This window comes from Dongia sp. (genome assembly GCF_041910485.1).
Classification (GTDB): Bacteria; Pseudomonadota; Alphaproteobacteria; order Dongiales; family Dongiaceae; genus Dongia.
This window is the reverse complement of sequence record NZ_JAYRQR010000052.1, coordinates 33,102-48,943: the sequence shown is the minus strand read 5'-3', so window position 1 is coordinate 48,943 and position 15,842 is coordinate 33,102. Positions and strand designations below refer to the sequence as shown.

At 64.4% G+C, this 15,842-nt stretch carries 16 protein-coding genes; 6 read left to right on the top strand and 10 right to left on the bottom strand.

The genetic code is table 11. From position 1 onward, the window contains the following. Nucleotides 1-114 precede the first annotated feature (114 nt). The 3 genes from ACE3PP_RS18020 to ACE3PP_RS18010 all read right to left on the bottom strand — a co-directional run bounded on the left by ACE3PP_RS18020 (nucleotide 115) and on the right by ACE3PP_RS18010 (nucleotide 5,300). Entirely contained in the window at nucleotides 115-1,629 is a 1,515-nt protein-coding gene (locus ACE3PP_RS18020; RefSeq protein ID WP_374384646.1) for an aldehyde dehydrogenase, read from the bottom strand. 205 nt (nucleotides 1,630-1,834) lie between these two features. Next, nucleotides 1,835-2,827, bottom strand: coding sequence for a DMT family transporter (locus ACE3PP_RS18015; protein ID WP_374384645.1), 993 nt, complete (start codon nucleotides 2,825-2,827; stop codon nucleotides 1,835-1,837). Continuing rightward, complete coding sequence (locus ACE3PP_RS18010; RefSeq protein WP_374384643.1) at nucleotides 2,820-5,300, bottom strand: cation:proton antiporter; 2,481 nt, start codon at nucleotides 5,298-5,300, stop codon at nucleotides 2,820-2,822. Before ACE3PP_RS18010 ends, ACE3PP_RS18015 begins: the two co-directional genes overlap by 8 nt. 174 nt (nucleotides 5,301-5,474) lie before the next feature. On the opposite strand from ACE3PP_RS18010, the gene coaE reads away from it, so the two are divergent. From coaE to dnaQ, 3 genes are read left to right on the top strand one after another with little or no spacing between them, the layout of a single operon-like run. After that, complete coding sequence (gene coaE, locus ACE3PP_RS18005) at nucleotides 5,475-6,101, top strand: dephospho-CoA kinase (RefSeq protein ID WP_374384665.1); 627 nt, start codon at nucleotides 5,475-5,477, stop codon at nucleotides 6,099-6,101. A 4-nt stretch (nucleotides 6,102-6,105) separates the two neighbouring features. Beyond that, the gene (locus tag ACE3PP_RS18000) at nucleotides 6,106-6,981 is read left to right on the top strand and encodes a glutamate racemase (RefSeq protein ID WP_374384642.1); all 876 of its coding nucleotides are present in this window, start codon (nucleotides 6,106-6,108) and stop codon (nucleotides 6,979-6,981) included. After that, a complete protein-coding gene (gene dnaQ / locus ACE3PP_RS17995; RefSeq protein ID WP_374384641.1) occupies nucleotides 6,974-7,663 on the top strand; it encodes a DNA polymerase III subunit epsilon in 690 nt (229 codons plus the stop codon). The genes ACE3PP_RS18000 and dnaQ overlap by 8 nt, the downstream gene beginning before the upstream one ends. Before the next feature lie 21 nt (nucleotides 7,664-7,684). Here the strand turns inward: dnaQ and ACE3PP_RS17990 are convergent, their stop codons facing one another. From ACE3PP_RS17990 to ACE3PP_RS17960, 7 genes are all read right to left on the bottom strand, one after another. After that, the gene (locus ACE3PP_RS17990) at nucleotides 7,685-8,071 is read right to left on the bottom strand and encodes a VOC family protein (RefSeq protein WP_374384640.1); all 387 of its coding nucleotides are present in this window, start codon (nucleotides 8,069-8,071) and stop codon (nucleotides 7,685-7,687) included. Nucleotides 8,072-8,147: 76 nt separating this feature from the next. Further along, the gene (locus ACE3PP_RS17985; protein ID WP_374384639.1) at nucleotides 8,148-9,029 is read right to left on the bottom strand and encodes a helix-turn-helix domain-containing protein; all 882 of its coding nucleotides are present in this window, start codon (nucleotides 9,027-9,029) and stop codon (nucleotides 8,148-8,150) included. Then, nucleotides 9,029-9,712 carry a lactate utilization protein C gene (locus ACE3PP_RS17980; RefSeq protein ID WP_374384638.1) on the bottom strand — a complete coding sequence of 228 codons (684 nt, stop codon included), beginning with the start codon at nucleotides 9,710-9,712 and terminating at the stop codon, nucleotides 9,029-9,031. The genes ACE3PP_RS17985 and ACE3PP_RS17980 overlap by 1 nt, the downstream gene beginning before the upstream one ends. Continuing rightward, nucleotides 9,709-11,133: a LutB/LldF family L-lactate oxidation iron-sulfur protein gene (locus tag ACE3PP_RS17975; RefSeq protein WP_374384664.1), complete on the bottom strand. Its 1,425-nt coding sequence runs from the start codon at nucleotides 11,131-11,133 to the stop codon at nucleotides 9,709-9,711. The genes ACE3PP_RS17980 and ACE3PP_RS17975 overlap by 4 nt, the downstream gene beginning before the upstream one ends. Before the next feature lie 2 nt (nucleotides 11,134-11,135). Further along, nucleotides 11,136-11,909, bottom strand: coding sequence for a (Fe-S)-binding protein (locus tag ACE3PP_RS17970; protein WP_374384663.1), 774 nt, complete (start codon nucleotides 11,907-11,909; stop codon nucleotides 11,136-11,138). Nucleotides 11,910-11,969: 60 nt separating this feature from the next. Then, entirely contained in the window at nucleotides 11,970-13,136 is a 1,167-nt protein-coding gene (locus ACE3PP_RS17965) for a murein transglycosylase A (RefSeq protein WP_374384637.1), read from the bottom strand. A 45-nt stretch (nucleotides 13,137-13,181) separates the two neighbouring features. After that, a complete protein-coding gene (locus tag ACE3PP_RS17960; RefSeq protein ID WP_374384636.1) occupies nucleotides 13,182-13,955 on the bottom strand; it encodes a Tim44/TimA family putative adaptor protein in 774 nt (257 codons plus the stop codon). Nucleotides 13,956-14,241: 286 nt separating this feature from the next. Between ACE3PP_RS17960 and ACE3PP_RS17955 the strand changes: the two genes are divergently transcribed. The 3 genes from ACE3PP_RS17955 to ACE3PP_RS17945 are packed head-to-tail and all read left to right on the top strand — an operon-like array spanning nucleotide 14,242 to nucleotide 15,838. Further along, on the top strand, nucleotides 14,242-14,763 hold the full coding sequence (locus tag ACE3PP_RS17955; RefSeq protein ID WP_374384635.1) for an FxsA family protein: 522 nt from the start codon (nucleotides 14,242-14,244) through the stop codon (nucleotides 14,761-14,763). A gap of 1 nt (nucleotide 14,764) precedes the next feature. Further along, nucleotides 14,765-15,319, top strand: a complete 555-nt coding sequence (locus tag ACE3PP_RS17950) for a histidine phosphatase family protein (RefSeq protein ID WP_374384634.1) — start codon at nucleotides 14,765-14,767, stop codon at nucleotides 15,317-15,319. A gap of 15 nt (nucleotides 15,320-15,334) precedes the next feature. Next, nucleotides 15,335-15,838 carry a GNAT family N-acetyltransferase gene (locus ACE3PP_RS17945; RefSeq protein ID WP_374384633.1) on the top strand — a complete coding sequence of 168 codons (504 nt, stop codon included), beginning with the start codon at nucleotides 15,335-15,337 and terminating at the stop codon, nucleotides 15,836-15,838. Nucleotides 15,839-15,842: the final 4 nt, after the last annotated feature.

Genomic DNA, 15,842 nt, shown 5'->3' with positions numbered 1-15,842 from the left:
GACCACTCCCTCCAGAACGAACCGGTACAATTTTATGACGTAGCGGGAAATGTCTTGCAAAGAAAAAGGGCGGCAGGTTGCCCTGCCGCCCCATTTCCATCGATGCGCCGACCGTCAGCCGAGATGCATCCAGACCGACTTGGTCTGGGTGACGGTGGTGAGCGTTTCCAGGCACTTGTCGCGGCCCATGCCGGACTGCTTGAAACCGCCCCAGATCGAGGTCATGTCGCCGTGGTCGAAGCAATTGACCCAGACGATGCCGGCTTCGATATCGCGCGCCGCCTTGTGGGCGACCGAAACATCCGAGGTCCAGATCGACGCGGCGAGGCCGTAGATCGAGTCATTCGCGATCTCGATCGCCTGGTCGAGCTTCTTGAACGGCAGGATGGTGCCGACCGGACCGAACACTTCTTCCTGGGCGATGCGCATCTTGTTGTTGACGCCGGTAAAGAGCGTCGGCGCCACATAGCAACCCTTTTCGAGACCCTTGGGCACGCTGCCGCCGAGGGAGAGCTTGGCGCCTTCCTTCTTGGCGATGTCGATATAGCCGAGGACGCGCTTCTGCTGTTCCTTGGTCACCAGCGGGCCCATCGTCGTCGCCGGGTCGAGCGGGTCGCCGGGGTTGAAGCTGGCCTTGGCCTTCTCCAGGAACTTCGCCACGAATTCGTCATGCACCTTGGCGTCGACCAGAATGCGCGAGCCGGCGTTGCAGACCTCGCCCTGGTTGCCATAGATGCCGTTCACCGCATATTGCGCGGCGGTGTCGAGATCCGGCGCATCGGCAGTCACGATCTGCGGTGTCTTGCCGCCGCATTCGGTGGTGACGCGCTTCATGTTCGACTGGCCGGCATAGACCATCATCAGCTTGCCGACTTCAGTCGAGCCGGTGAAGCCGATCTTGTCGACATCCATATGGAGCGCCAGCGCCTTGCCGGCTTCTTCGCCGAGACCCTGCACCACGTTGAGGACGCCGGCGGGACCGCCTGCTTCCATGAACAGCTTCGCCAGCAGGTTGCCGGAGAGCGGCGATTGTTCGGCGGGCTTCAGGATGACCGAATTGCCGGCGGCGAGCGCCGGAGCGATCTTCCAGGCGGCCATCATCAGCGGATAGTTCCACGGCACGATGCAGCCGATGACACCGAGCGGCTGGCGCAAGATGTAATGAAACTCGCTCGCCGCCGTCGAGGTGACGGTGCCTTCGATCTTGTCGATCGTCTCGCCGAAATATTGGAACGTCATCGCCGCACCGGGGATGTCGATGTTCAGCATTTCGCTGATCGGCTTGCCCATGTCGGTCGAATCGAGGAGCGCGAATTGCAGCGCGTTGTCGGTGATGAGCTGGCCGAACTTGTAGATGACCGCCATGCGATCGCGCGGCGCCATGCGGGACCAGACACCCGATTTGAATGCCTTGCGCGCGGCTTTGACGGCGAGATCGACGTCGGACGCATCCGACCGCGCAACCGAGGTGATGACTTCGCCCGTCGCCGGGTTGATCGTCTCGAACTTCTTGCCCTTCTTCGCATCGACGAACTTGCCGTCGATGAAGTTGCGCGTCTCGAACTTCAGCTTGTCGGCGTATTTCTTGAACGATTTCTTGTCGAGTTTTTTGGCGTCATCGAGATTCATGGCCACATTCTCCCTTGCGTTGCGGCCCGACTTTCCGGGCCTTTGATGGCTATCGGCTTCTTCGCCTTGTTCGGCCGGCCTTGGCTCGGGTTGAGCTTATAGCATCGGCCCGAATTCCCCGGCTAGGGGCGGTCGGGCGCCATTCTCGCTCCCGCGACAGGGTGTCGCTATATCCCTTTAGGAATAGCGCCGGCACGCCGGTCCGCTAGCAGATTTCTTCATCCTTGATCGCGGCAAGGCGTTCGCGTGCGCGGATGCGTTCGCGGTGGGCGGTATAGACACCGGTCGCGATGATGATGGCGCCGCCGATCCAGGTGGTGATGGCCGGCAGCATGTCGAACCAGACATAGCCGATGGCGGTGGCCCAGACGAGCTGCAGATAGATGAAGGGCGCGATGATCGAGGCCGAGGCGAAGGAAAAGGCGCGGATGACCAGGGTGTGCGCCAGACCGCCGGAAAAACCGAGTGCCGCCAGCAGCAGCCATTCCTGCCAGGTCGGCGCCTGCCAGACCAAGGGCAGGAAGGCGCTCAAGGTCAGGCAGCCGACCAGGGCGGCATAGAAAAGCGAGGTGACATTGCTGTCATAGCGTGCGGCGATCCGGGTCAGCACGTTGTAGGTGGCACCGGTAGAGGCGGAGAGAACGGGCAGAAGGATGGCAAAGCTCACCATGCCGAAGCCGGGCCGGATGACGATGAGCACGCCGACGAAGCCGATCGCGACCGCCGCCCAGCGCCGTACACCGACCCGTTCTTTGAGCAGAAAATGCGACAGGATGGTGATGACCATCGGCTCGACGAAGGCGACCGCCGTGGCTGAAGCGAGATCGATATGGCTCACCGCCAGGAAGAACAGCAGGGTGGTCGCCAGCATCAGCAGCGAGCGCAGGAATTGGAGGCCGAATTTCCGCGCCCGCAGCATTTCACGCCAGGGCTGGAACCAATGGGTCACGGGTGTGGCGGCCACCGGGCGTTCGACATGGCGGGCGATGCCGGCATAGGCCAGGGCGAAGATCAGGTGGAAGACATAACGCCCCCAGGCCACCTCCATCACCGGCATGCCATTGGTCGACAGATATTTGACGATGGCGTTGAAGAAGGAGAAGACGAATCCCGCCGTCACCAGGCAGAGGATACCGAACAGGGGGCGGTCGCCGGCGATCTGCTTTTCGCCGGCCGTCTGGGTGCGCGGTTCAGCCAAGATTGAGGCGTTCCTTGGCGACGCGTTCGATCCGCTCCTTAAGGCCTGCATCGGCGGCCAGCAGCCGGTTGAAATCCCTGGCTTTCAGCGCCAGCAGCTTGCAGAAACCCAGCGACACCACATCGGCATTGCGCGGATGGCCGGTGAGGAGGGCCAGTTCGCCGAAGAAATCGCCGGAGCCCAACTCGACGCTCGGATCGACGACGACCCGCACGGCGCCCGAGGCGATGAAATACATGGCGTCCCCCTTGTCGCCCCGGCGCACGATCGGGCTGTCGGGCAGGACCAGGAGCGGGGAGAGAACTTGCGCGATCGATTGTTGCCGTTTGATGTCGAGATCGCGGAAGATCGGCACGCGGGCGACGAGATCGATGGCCGAGAGTTCCGGATCGAGCTTGGGCCTGCCGTCGAGGCCGGTCCAATGCCGCTCCAGTTCGGCCCTCAGTTCCCGCTCGACCTCGCCACTCACCACCAGATTGGCCGCGAGGGATTGATAGGCGGCGCTTTCCCGCTGGCGGGCGATGCGGCCCAGATATTGCCGCTGCAGATCGGCGGCATAGGTCGGATATTGCAGCTTGAGGGCGAGGAGCGATTCCTCGACCAGTTCGCTGCGGCGCGCGGAGATGGCGACGATCTCACCCGCCGCTTCCTCGCCGATGAGCGGTTGCAACTTGTCGCGGGCGAAGGGAACCAGATCGGAGAGCACCTGCCGCTGCATCATCAGGAACTCGAACCGGTCGGCAAGGGCATCCGCGAGCGGCCGCTCGATCCTGAGATAGCGCTGCAGCCACAAGGCAAGACGAAAGGCGGGACCGAAGCCAAGTCCGCGCTCGGCGGCGCGTGCATAGCCCTTGCGCCCGCTGCCGCGCACGGCTTCGCGCACATACTGGGCTTCCCGCAACAGCATTTCGGCGATATGCCGGTCGACGATGCGGGCGTTGAGGAGAGCATAACAACGCTCCACCTCGTGGGCGGCGGCGACGGTCAGTCCCACCTTCACCATCTCGTCCGCCATCAACTCGACGCCGCGATGCGAACGGGCGCGGGCGACGGCCAGACGGGCTTCGAGATTTGAGAGCGCTGCGTCGGCGATTTCGCGGTCGACGCCTTCGCGCTGGGAGATGTCGGCCAGTTGTGCCGCCACATCGGTCAGCGTCATCAGCTTGGCCCGGTCGCGGACACCCCGCGCCACCGGATTCAGGCGGTTGAGGCGGAAGAAGCCCACCATCGGGCGCAGCGTGATGCCGTTGATGAAAAGCGTCATCAACACAAAGCCCGTGACCGAGGTGGCGATGAAATCACGCGTCGCCGCCGGCACCGATTTGTTCTCGATCACGGCGAGGGCGAGGGCCAATGACACGGCGCCGCGCAATCCGCCCCAGACGATCACCGTCTTGATCCGATTGTTGATGCGCTGCATCAGCCCAGCGCGCGTGAGCAGCGGCAGCAGCACGAAGACGGTGCAGAAACGGGCGGCAAGCGTCGCCAGATAGACCAGGATGATGAAGCCGATTTCCTTGAGGCTGGTCCCTTCCATGATGCGCGGCACGAACATGGCGGCGAGCAGGAAGATGAGCGAGTTGGCCCAGAAAGCGAGCTGGCCCCACACACCCTCCATCTGCTCGAAGGTGTGGCTGTGCATGCGCGTCTTGCCGATGGACCCCAGGACCAGGCCCGCCGTGACGCAGGCGACGACGCCGGAGACATGGAAATAGTGTTCTGGCACCACGAAGCTCAGATACGCGAGCGCGATGGTGAGGGTGATCTCGGCCTGCGGCCAGCCGCCCAGCAGCGGAAAGAGAGCGCAGGCGGCCCGCCCCATCAGGAAGCCTGCCATCGCCCCGCCACCGAAGCTGATGAAGAAACGCCCGACCGTGCCGCCGATGCTGCCGTCGCCACCCGAAAGCAGCATGTCGAGGAGCAGGGTAAAGATCGCGATGGCAGCGGCGTCGTTGAGGAGGCTCTCGCCCTCGACCAGGGTGGTGAGCCGTTTGGGCACACCCACCTCGCGGAAGATGCCGACGACGGCCGCCGGGTCCGTGGTGGCGACGATCGAGCCCAAGAGCAGGCAGGCGATGAGGCCGAAGGGCGAGGCTTGCGCCAGTGTGAAGCCCACGGTCAGGGCGCAGATGACCACCGCGACCACCGCCATGGTGAGGACCGGGGCGATGTCGTCGACCAGGCGCCGGACGTCGATGGCGAGCGCCACCTCGAAAAGGAGTGCCGGCAGGAAGATGAGAATGAAGGCTTCGGACGAGACCTCGACGCTGCCCAACGCGTCGATCACGTCATGCAGCATTGACGAGGGGATGGCCTGATCCGGCCGCAGGGTGACGACGATGCCGAGCGTCACGCCGACCACGGCGAGAAGCACCGAATAGGGTAGGCGCAGCCGGCCCGCCAGGGGCGGCAGCAGGCTCATGAGGCCGAGCAGGCTGACGAGGCCGAAAACGACGAGGCCGGTGGAGGTCATGAAAGCGGAATGCCTGATTTTTCGCAGAACTGAGCCGTTCCGACCCTTATAGCCCATGAAACGGCGCCGGGTCCAAATGCCATCCGCAGGGTTGGTGACGGGGGACACAAGAGAAAGACGCCTCTCGGCCGAGGGCGCTTGACACGGGTCCGTCCGGCAGGCCAATCGATGACCATGATCATCCTGGGTCTTACCGGTTCCATCGGCATGGGGAAATCGACCGCGGCTTCGATGCTGCGGGCGCTGCGGCTACCCGTCCACGACGCCGATGCCGCCGTCCATGCCCTGCTGGGCAAAGGCGGCAAGGCTGTCGGGGCAGTCGAGGCGGCCTTTCCCGGCGTCACCCGGGCGGGGGCCGTCGACCGCAAGGCGCTGGGTGCCCGGGTCTTCGGCCAGCCCGCCGAACTCAAACGGCTTGAAGCCATCCTCCACCCCCTGGTGCGCGGAGCGGAGCGTGCCTTCATCAACCGCTGCCGCCACGCCCGGCACGATGTGGTGGTGCTCGACATTCCGCTGCTGTTCGAGACCGGGGGCGAAAAGCGCTGCGATGCCGTCATCGTGGTGACGGCGCCACAATTCCTCCAAAGTCAGCGTGTAATGAAAAGGCCGGGCATGTCGCCGGCACGGTTCCAGCAGATCCTCGGCCAGCAGATGCCCGACCGGGAAAAGCGCCGCCGGGCGGATTGGGTGGTGGATACGGGCCTCGGCCGCCGCCCCACCCTCGCCGCCCTGGCGCGCATCGTCGGCCAACTCAAATCCGATCGATCCGCTCGATCGAAATGGAGGAGTGCAATCGACTAGGGCGATGATCGGCCTCTTTGATTCCGGCCATGGCGGCCTCACCATTCTCGATGCCCTGCACCGGCGCCTGCCGCGGCAGGGCTTCATCTATCTCGGCGATCACGGCCACGCGCCCTATGGCCAGCGCTCGCCCGAGGAGATCTACCAACTGACGAGAGATGGTGTCGCCAGCCTCTTTGCGCTCGGCTGCACCTTGGTGGTCCTCGCCTGCAACACGGCGGCGGCGGTGGCCCTCCGTCGCCTGCAGCAGGAATGGCTGCCGCAGCATTTTCCCCATCACCGGTGCCTCGGCGTCCTCGTCCCCATGATCGAGGAGATCGCGCACAATCCCTGGCATGCCGAAGCGGGTGCGAGCGATTGGGCCCGGGCCCCTGAGACGCTCGGTGTCTTCGCCACCCGCGCCACGGTGGCATCCGGCGCCTATGTGCATGAGGTCGAAAAACGGGCGCCGCGCGTGCGCATCTTCCAGCAGGCCTGCCCGGACCTTGCCGGCCGCATTGAGGCGGGCGCCGAGGAAGCGGAGCTCGCCGCGATGGTGACGCGCTATGTGGGCGAACTTCTGGCGCAGTTGGATGGTGCGCCGCTCGACAGCGTGGTCCTCGGCTGCACCCATTACCCGCTCGTCGAGCATCTCTTCCGCGCGGCCCTCCCCGAGAATGTCCGCATCCTGTCGCAGCCCTTGCGCACGGCCGAGTCGCTCACCGCCTATCTTTTCCGGCATCCGGAAATGAAGCATTTCGGCAATCTGCCCGCCGAAATCCGCGCCTACACGACCGGCGATCCGACCCTGGTCGCAAACCTTGCCAGCCGCTTCTTTCCCCGGCATCTTCCCTGGCGGAACCTGCCCGCCCACACCGCCCGGATAGAGCTGCATGCGTGAAATCGTCCTCGACACCGAAACCACCGGCTTCGATCCCCTGACCGGCGATCGGCTGGTCGAAATCGGCTGTATCGAGCTGGAAAACCACATCCCGACCGGGCGCAATTTCCACCGCTATATCAACCCCGAGCGCGAGATGCCGGATGCCGCGTTCCGCATCCACGGGCTTTCCACCGCCTTCCTCGCCGACAAGCCGAAATTCGCCGAGGTGGTGGAAGAGTTCATCGCCTTCGTGGCGGAGGATCCGCTGGTCATCCACAATGCCGAATTCGACATGAAGTTCATCAACTTCGAACTCGAAAAGGCCGGTAGCCGCGCCATTCCCTTCCAGCGCGCGATCGACACGGTGAAGATGGCGCGCACCAAGTTTCCGGGCGCCCCCGCCTCGCTCGATGCGCTCTGCAAGCGTTTCAACATCGACAATTCGAACCGCACGCTCCACGGGGCGCTGCTCGACGCGCAGCTCTTGGCCGACGTCTATCTCGAACTCCTCGGCGGACGGCAGACGGGCCTCATTCTGGCGGAAGAAACGAGCGCCACCATCGATCTCAATTTCGCCAAGCGCGGCTCGGCCGGCAACCGCCCGGTGCGCGCGCCGCGCCCGCACGCGCCGAGCGAGGAAGAACGCGCCGCCCACAAGGCCTTCATCGCCAAGCTCAAGGAAGCGATCTGGCTGCAATAGGCTGCCCCTCACTCCCCCCCCTCACGCCTTCCACGGATCATAGGTTCCGAAAGACCAGAGATGCCCGCCGCAATCGCGGGCGGAGTATTCGCGGGCGCCATAGGGCGTGTCGCTGAGCGGGCGAACGATTTCCGCACCGGCCGCCTTTGCCTTGGCATAATGCGTCTCGATATCCTCGACGCAGACATAGACACCCATCGGCTCCGTGCACCAGGGATTGGTCGCCTCCGGCGGTCGCTTCCCGCCGAGCATGATGAGCCCGTCGCCGAGTTTCATCTCGGCATGGGCGATGCCGCCGCTCTCGTCCTTGTGCACCACATGAGGCTCGAATCCGAAAGCCGATTTCAGCCAGTCGAGCGCCTCCGGCGCATCGTCGAATTTCATCGCCGGGAAAAGCTTTGCCGCCATGTCATCCTCCATCGTCTTGATGGCGGGACGTTAGCCGGCGGCATTGGTTCCGGTCTTGGACGAATTTTCCCGCCGTCTAATTGGCCGGGCCGCGCAGGACGTCCGGCGCGATCTCGGCCAGGTAGTCGCCGGGCGTGACACCGGCAAAACTCCGAAAATCGCGATTGAAATGCGCCTGGTCGTAATAGCCGCTTTCATGGGCGAGTTCGGCGAGGCTGACGCGGTCGCCACTTTGTTGCCCGATGCCGTGCAGCAGCGACAGCATGCGGTTGAGCCGGTAGATGCGCCCGATGCCCTTGGGTGCGAGACCCGTTTCGCGCTGGAAGCTGTGGATCAGCTTCTTGCGGCTCCAGCCGATCGTCGCGGCGAGATCGCCGATCGGCAAGGCCCCTGCGCTCTTCTCCAGCTGCCGCAACACGAAGGCGATCTCGCGCCGCCCCTCCCGCCCGGCGGCGAGGCGCCGCAGCAGGAAATCTTCGAGGATGGCAAAACGCGCCGCCCAATCGCCGTTCTCGCGCAGCCGCGTAATGAGGCGGTCCGCCTCGGCGCCGAGCAGTTCGGTGAATCCGACGATCGTGTTGGTGAGCTCCGCCATCGGCAGGCCGAACAGGCGATAGGCGCCAAGGGGGGTGAAATTGACCTGGATGCAGCAGCTGTTACCGCTGGAATAGCTGGTGGCGAAGCGGTCGTGCATGCCGGCGAGGAACGAGTCGATCGTCACCTCTTTGCCACCGGCAAGTGCCGGCGACGTCACCTGCCAGAGAGGCCCGAGATTGATGATGACCGGCACCATGACATTGGGCAGGTGCCGCCGCAGCACGGGCTTGCTGCCATGCTCGACCCATCCCTGATAGTCGCCGAGGATCGCGCGCTTGAGGCGTGGGTCGGGCGTCGCGAAGATTGCCTCCCAGGACCCGCCGGGCGTTGCCCCACCGAATCTGCGGAGGCGCTGCCCCATCAGAGTTCCTCGTCTACCACGATGACGTGGAGTTTCTTGGGGCCGTGCGCCCCCATCAGCAGGATCTTGCCGATATCGGCACTGCGCGACGGGCCGGTCACGAAATTGACCGTGCGCGGCAGGCCGCCATCGGGGCCGCGTTTGACGCGCGCCAACGCATCCTCATAGGTGCCGACGATCTGGCTTTTCGACACCACGACCACATGCTGGTCGGGGAGGAAATGCAGCGTCGTCGGCGTTTCGTCGGAGGATTGCAGGATGACGGTCCCGGTCTCCGCCACCACCGCCACCGCCGGGGTGACGCTGGTCGGATCGAGCCCGTGCGAGCGGCCGCTGGAGATCTCCAGCAACGGCACATTGCCCCAGGGGATTGAGCTCACGCGGCGATCCGGCGAAACCTTGATGCGCGCCTCGGCATTGTTGGCGGCAAGATATTTCTGCACCGCCGCCGGCACCTCATCGCGGGTTTTCACTTCGTCGAGGGTTGCCTTGGCATTGATGAGCATGGTGCGGAAGAGATCGACCACATCGACGCCCGGCGCGGTGGCGCGTGCCGGGATGATCGGTGTCGGCTTGGCGGGTCCGGCCGCCCCGTGGCGACGCTCGGCCTGTCGCGAGATGCCTGCCTTGATCGAGGCCAGCATGCGGTCGCGGCCTGTGCCCCCCATGTTTCCAGCACTCATGGGCGGCCTCCCTGTTTCTCTTTCCAGAGTTCGTGGAAGGTCTTCCCTTGCGGTGCCGGCAGATCGCGATGCTTGGTCCAGCCGCCAGCCAAGGGTGCCGTGGCCAAACGGCCGCGTGACCCGGCGAGGCCCCTCAACACGCGCGCCCCGATGCGGGTGGCGAGACGATAGAGTTTCGGCCGCCGCGCCATGAAGGCCCAGAAGCGCAGGCCCGAACGTTCCGTGGGCGGCGTGATGGCGCGGGAGAATTCCTGCTCGCGCCAATGCCGCAGCATCTTCGGGATCGGAATGCGCATCGGACAGACCGATTCACAGCGCCCGCAGAGCGTCGAGGCATTTGGCAAGGGCTTCGCGTTCTCGACACCGACGATGGCCGGTGTCAGCAGCGAGCCGATCGGACCGGAATAGACCCAGCCATAGGCGTGGCCGCCGACCGAATGATAGACCGGGCAATGATCGAGGCAGGCGCCGCAGCGGATGCAGCGCAGCATCTCCTCGAACTCGGTGCCGAGATAGGATGAACGGCCATTGTCGATGAGGACGACGTGGAATTCCTCCGGCCCGTCGAGATCGCCCGGCCGGCGCGGCCCGCTGGAGAAGGTCGTGTAGACCGATTGTTCCTGGCCCGTCGCCGAACGCGCCAGGATGCGCAGCAGGGTCATCGCATCCTTGAGGCTCGGCACCACCTTTTCGATGGAGGCGAGCACGATATGGATGCGCGGCAGGGTCTGCGTCAGATCGCCATTGCCCTCGTTGGTGACGATGGTGGTGGCGCCTTCGTCGGCGATGAGGAAATTGGCGCCGGTGATGCCGACATCGGCCTTCAAGAACCCGGTGCGCAGCTTCTCGCGCGCCTCGGCCATCAAGGTCGCCGGATCTTCGAGATTGCGCTTGGGGTCGAGATCCGTATGCGCTTCGCGAAACGTTTCCTCGACCTGGGCCTGCGTCACATGGAGCGCCGGACCGATGATGTGGCTCGGCGTCTCGCCGCGCAATTGGATGATGTACTCGCCGAGATCCGTTTCGACCGGCTCGATCCCGTTCGAAAAGAGGAAATCGTTGATGCCGATCTCCTCGCCGATCATCGTCTTGCCCTTGGTGACGGTCTTGGCATTCACGGTGCGGCAGATTTCGAGCACCTTGGCGCGGGCGGATTCGCCATCCGGGCACCAATGCACATGGCCGCCGCGCGCGATCACCGACTGTTCGAACTGCAGCAGATAGGTGTCGAGATTGGCGATGACGTGATTCTTCAAATCGCGGCCGATATCGCGCAGGCGCTCGAATTCCGGCATCTTGGCGATGGTGTTGAGACGCGTCTGGATCGAATGCGAGCGCGCGATGCCGAGGGCCTCCTGCAACGGCGCATCCTTCAAGGCGCCGGTCGCGTTCTCCTTGAAGGCATTGCTGGTGGGAACCATGCTCATGAGCCGCGCTCCTCACCGATCGCCGGCTCTTCCGTCATGCCGGCCAGCACTTCGGCCACATGGCGCACTTTCACCTTCGATCCGTCGCGCTGCATCTTGCCGGCAAGATTCATGAGACAGCCCATATCGCCAGCGAGCAGCAAATCGGCGCCGGTCGCGTTGATCGTCTCCACCTTGCGGGCCGCCATCGAATTGGAGACGTCGGGGAATTTGACGCAGAAGGTGCCGCCGAAGCCGCAGCAGGCATCCGTCTCCTGCATTTCGGTGAGCTTCAGACCGTCCACCTTGCCAAGCAGCTGGCGCGGCGCCGCCTTCACATTCATCTCGCGCAGGGACGAACAGGAATCGTGATAGGTGCAATGCGCGTCGAGTGCCGCCCCGAAATCGGTCCGGCCGCATTGTTCAGCGAGGAACTGCGTCAGCTCGAAGGTACGCTCGGCGACGGCCTTGGCGCGCGGGCCCCATTCGGCATCCTCGGCCAGCAATTGCGGGTAGTGGTGCTTGATCATGCCGCCACAGGAACCTGAGGGCGCCACGATGAAGTCAAACCCCTCAAAGGCGGCGATGGTCTGCTGCGCCAACGCCACGGCCATGTCGCGGTCGCCGGAATTATAGGCGGGCTGCCCGCAGCAGGTCTGCGCGTCGGGCACATGGACACGGCAACCGGCCTGTTCCAGCAGCTTCACCGCGGCAAAGCCGACGCTGGGGCGGAACAGATCGACAAGGCAAGTTACGAACAAGGCGACATTGGCGCCACTGACCCCACCCACCCGATTTGGGTTCGGGGTCGTTACCGGCTGGCTACTCACACTGGCTCACTTCTGGCTGGGTCACTTCAGACTGCTGACGATATCGACGACGTTGAGAGTTTTGCGCGCTGCCGCCGTCACTGGCAAGAGCATGTACCATTTGCCGGGATTCTTCATGGCGCCGGCAAAGTTCAGGGCCTCCTCGCCGCTGCCCCAGAAAAAATCGCCGCGCACCGGTCCCTTGATGGCGGTTCCCACATCCTGGGCCAGCATCAAGCGGCGCAAGGGGCTGCCCTTCTTGATGGCGCCATGCGCGATGGGCCAGGTGGTGTCGAGCCACAAGGGCAGGCCCAGCGGCACGAAAGCCGGATCGACCGCCAAGCTGCGGCCGGCGGTGAGTGTCACACCCATCGCCCCCACTGGGCCGTTTTCCTTCACCTCGCGGAAGAAGATGAAGCGCGGGTTGCGGTTCATCATTGCCTGGGCTTTACCCGGATTGGCGCGCAGCCAGTCGCGGATCGTCTGCATCGAGGCGGATTTTCTGTCGATGATCCCTTCCGCGATCATCAGCTTGCCGATGGCGACGAAGGCCTGGCCGTTATTGCCGGCATAGCCGACGCGCATCTCGCCGCCGCCCGCCAGCTTGACGATGCCCGACCCCTGGATCTGCAGGAAGAAGGCGTCGACCGGGTCCTTGAGCCACAGGAACTCGAGCCCCTGGCCGCGCAGGGCGCCTGCCTCGATCTCGGCCCGCGTGAAGGTCACGGCCTGCTTGGGCGCCCGGTAGAGCGGGTACATGTGGAGCGAATCCGGCGATTTCGCGGCTTCGATCTCGGCTTCGTAATAGCCGGTGAAAAGACCGCCGTTCCCCCGCACATCCTCGGCCTGGAAGGGGACGAACCAGCGTTCGAAGAAACCCTTCACGGCCGCTGTGTCGGTGCCCGACAATTCCTTGGCCGCGGCGCAGGGCTGGCGCCAATCGGCAGCGACGCCACCCAAGGCTTTCGGGCCGATCTCGGCATCGTCGGCTTGTTTCGCAATCGCCTTGCAGGAATTGAGCAGGGCCGGAACGACGCCGTCAAAGGCATCCGCATCCCAGCCGGGCAACATCGAATAGGCGGCCGGACTGACCTTGAGTCCGGGTGGCGCTTCGGGCGGCGTGCAGGCGGCAAGAAGAACGAACGACAGGGCGGCGCCGATGCGTGCCGGCCACCGCCTCCTACCGTTCTGATGGCTCGTCCCCCGCATCCCCGGATCGCTTCCCCCGAAGCCTTTGATTGAATCTGCCGACCGTCAGTTGGGCTGTTCGGTCATCACCAATTGCCAGTTCGGATCGCGCGAACCCGTGTCGCGCGCGAAGGTCCAGATATCGATGATGCTGTCGACATGGGTGGCATCGCCTTCGACCACATTCCCTTGCGCATCCTCGGTAACGCTGGTCTGTTCGCTGACGAACTTCACCGTGACGCGGGCAATGCGGCCGCTGAGCTCTGCCCCGACGATCTGCGCCTGGGTGATGCCGATGACCTCGGTCTTCTGCTTCAAGCCCTTGGCCTGACGGTCGGCAATAACCGACGCGAAGCTTTCATAAAGGTCCCGCGCCAGCAGCGATTGCAGCATCTTGGTTTCGCCGGCGGCAAAGCCCTCGACGATCATGTCGAAGGCGATCTTGGCGCCGCCGATGAAATCGACCGGGTTGAAAGTCGGGTCCGCCTTGGCGATGGCGGCAAGGCCGTCACGGACGGAATCGGATGCGCGGGCGATATCGGCTTCGATTTGGCGCCGGTCGCGCGGGGACATGCCGCTACGCGAGGCGGGTTCGGCCTGGGGCTCCACGGCCGGTTCCCGGTCGGACCGGACGAGGGTGGGCCGGCGGATCGGCGTCGGCGCCTCGCCAGTCTCGCGGTTGCGCCCCAGATCCTTCGGCGTCCCCAGATCCTTCGGGTCCGGCCGGGCAAAGGGATCGACCCGGCGCTCATTGCCGGTGCGGCGGCCGAGCACGGAATAGAGCTTCCAGCCCAGGACCACGGCGACGATGGCGAAAAAGACGATATCGAGATGCTGCAAAAGCAGAAATCCTTGTTGCTCGTGCGGTGCCCTTGCCCTGCAGGAGCACCGGCACCACCTAGTCACGGGATCGGGCGCGGCCGAGCCGGCTGGACCCACCCGCAGGCATGGGCTAAAGCGTTGAACCGGCATTCTACATAGTAAGTCGGCCCAGTTACAGCAAGTCGCGGGCGATCATCCGCCCCACGAGACACGGATAACAGGAAATCGTGCCCCTTCCATGCACCAACAGGCCGGCAACCCGCTGGTTTCACGCCAATTTCACCGATTTAAGCCGGGCCCGGCCATGATTCGCATCATCGTCGCCATCATTTGCGCCCTCCCCATCCTGGAAATCGCCGGTTTCGTCGTCATCGGCGGTCGGATCGGGCTCGGTTTCACCCTGTTATGGCTGCTCCTGGCGGGGCTGCTGGGCTTGAGCCTCATCCGCCACGGCGGGGTCAATGCGCTGATCAAGCTGCAGACCGCCATGAATGAAGGGCGCGAACCCGGTCACAGCATGATCGACGCGGCGGTGATGGTGACGGCCGGCATCCTCCTCATCGTACCGGGTTTCGTCAGCGATGCCCTCGCCCTCATCCTGCTCCTGCCGCCGACGCGGAACTTCCTGCTGCGGCGCATGGCGCGGCATTTCGAAACCCGCATTTACCGCCGCGACACCGGCACCTATTCTTCATCCGGCCCCTTCGACCGGCGCGGCACCACCATTATCGAAGGTGAGTTCGAAGTGGTCGAGCCGGAGGAAGAGGCATCTTCCGGAGAGAAGCGGCGCCCGGCCCCACCCATCATCGACCAGCGACCCGAGTGACATGATCCTGATCCGCCACGGCCAGTCCGAATTCAACGCCCACCAGGAACGAACCGGGCGCGATCCCGGCATTCCCGATCCGAAGCTCACCGACCTGGGGCGCCGCCAGGTGGCGATGAGCGCCGAAAAGCTCAAATCGCACGCTCATCCGATCCGCCGCGTGCTGGCCAGCCCCTATACGCGCGCCATCGAAACGGCCGAGATCGTGGCGCGCACCCTGGGCGTGCCGATCGAGATCGAGCACAGCGTCCATGAACATGCGCATTACCATTGCGACATCGGCACGGCGCGGAGCCTCCTTCAGGAACGCTGGCCTGCGCTCGGCTTCGACCATATCGACGAAATCTGGTGGCCCAATCTCGACGAAACGCGCGAGCAGGTCGAGGCGCGCTGCCAGACCTTCCATGCCCGCGCTGCCGCCTTCACCGATTGGCAGCATGTCGCGGTGGTGAGCCATTGGGGCTTCATCCTGCAATTGACCGGCCATTCCGCCGCCAATGCCGAGCTGGTCCCCTTCGACCCGACGCGCGCGCGGAATCTCCGTGCCCGGGCCTGATCGAAGGCACCGCTGATGGATCGCCGCCTCACGACACCGCGCCTCACCTTGCGACCGCTGGTGCTGACGGATGCGGCGGCCCTGCATCCCTGGTTCATCGACCCTGAGGTGATGCGCTTCTGGTCGACCCTGCCGCACACCGACCTTGCCCAGACGGAAGGCTGGGTGCGGGCCAGCGTCGAAGCCCAGGCCGAAGGGAAGGCGCATGATTTTGCCGTCCTCAGCGGCGGGCACATGATCGGCCGCATCGCCTTCTGGGACGGGCCGGAACTCGGTTTCCTGTTCGATCCCGCTTTTCAGGGACAGGGTTTTGCGAGCGAGGCGCTGAAGGCGATGATCGCCTTCGGTTTCGATGAACTGGGCTTCGACGAGCTTACGGCCGACGTCGATCCCGACAATGCCGCCTCGCTGCGCCTCCTTGAACGCAACGGCTTCCGCCGCGTGGGCTTTGCCAAGGATACGTTCGAGATCGGCGGCAAATTCTTCGACAGTGTCTACCTGTCGCTGAAGAAAGCTTGAGCCG

Coding starts and splice junctions, on each gene's coding strand:
- ACE3PP_RS18020 (WP_374384646.1), bottom strand. CDS start 1,629: ATGAATCTCGATGACGCCAAAAAACTCGACAAGAAATCGTTCAAGAAA.
- ACE3PP_RS18010 (WP_374384643.1), bottom strand. CDS start 5,300: ATGACCTCCACCGGCCTCGTCGTTTTCGGCCTCGTCAGCCTGCTCGGC.
- coaE (WP_374384665.1), top strand. CDS start 5,475: ATGATCATCCTGGGTCTTACCGGTTCCATCGGCATGGGGAAATCGACC.
- ACE3PP_RS18000 (WP_374384642.1), top strand. CDS start 6,106: ATGATCGGCCTCTTTGATTCCGGCCATGGCGGCCTCACCATTCTCGAT.
- dnaQ (WP_374384641.1), top strand. CDS start 6,974: ATGCGTGAAATCGTCCTCGACACCGAAACCACCGGCTTCGATCCCCTG.
- ACE3PP_RS17990 (WP_374384640.1), bottom strand. CDS start 8,071: ATGGCGGCAAAGCTTTTCCCGGCGATGAAATTCGACGATGCGCCGGAG.
- ACE3PP_RS17985 (WP_374384639.1), bottom strand. CDS start 9,029: ATGGGGCAGCGCCTCCGCAGATTCGGTGGGGCAACGCCCGGCGGGTCC.
- ACE3PP_RS17980 (WP_374384638.1), bottom strand. CDS start 9,712: ATGAGTGCTGGAAACATGGGGGGCACAGGCCGCGACCGCATGCTGGCC.
- ACE3PP_RS17975 (WP_374384664.1), bottom strand. CDS start 11,133: ATGGTTCCCACCAGCAATGCCTTCAAGGAGAACGCGACCGGCGCCTTG.
- ACE3PP_RS17965 (WP_374384637.1), bottom strand. CDS start 13,136: ATGCGGGGGACGAGCCATCAGAACGGTAGGAGGCGGTGGCCGGCACGC.
- ACE3PP_RS17955 (WP_374384635.1), top strand. CDS start 14,242: ATGATTCGCATCATCGTCGCCATCATTTGCGCCCTCCCCATCCTGGAA.
- ACE3PP_RS17950 (WP_374384634.1), top strand. CDS start 14,765: ATGATCCTGATCCGCCACGGCCAGTCCGAATTCAACGCCCACCAGGAA.
- ACE3PP_RS17945 (WP_374384633.1), top strand. CDS start 15,335: ATGGATCGCCGCCTCACGACACCGCGCCTCACCTTGCGACCGCTGGTG.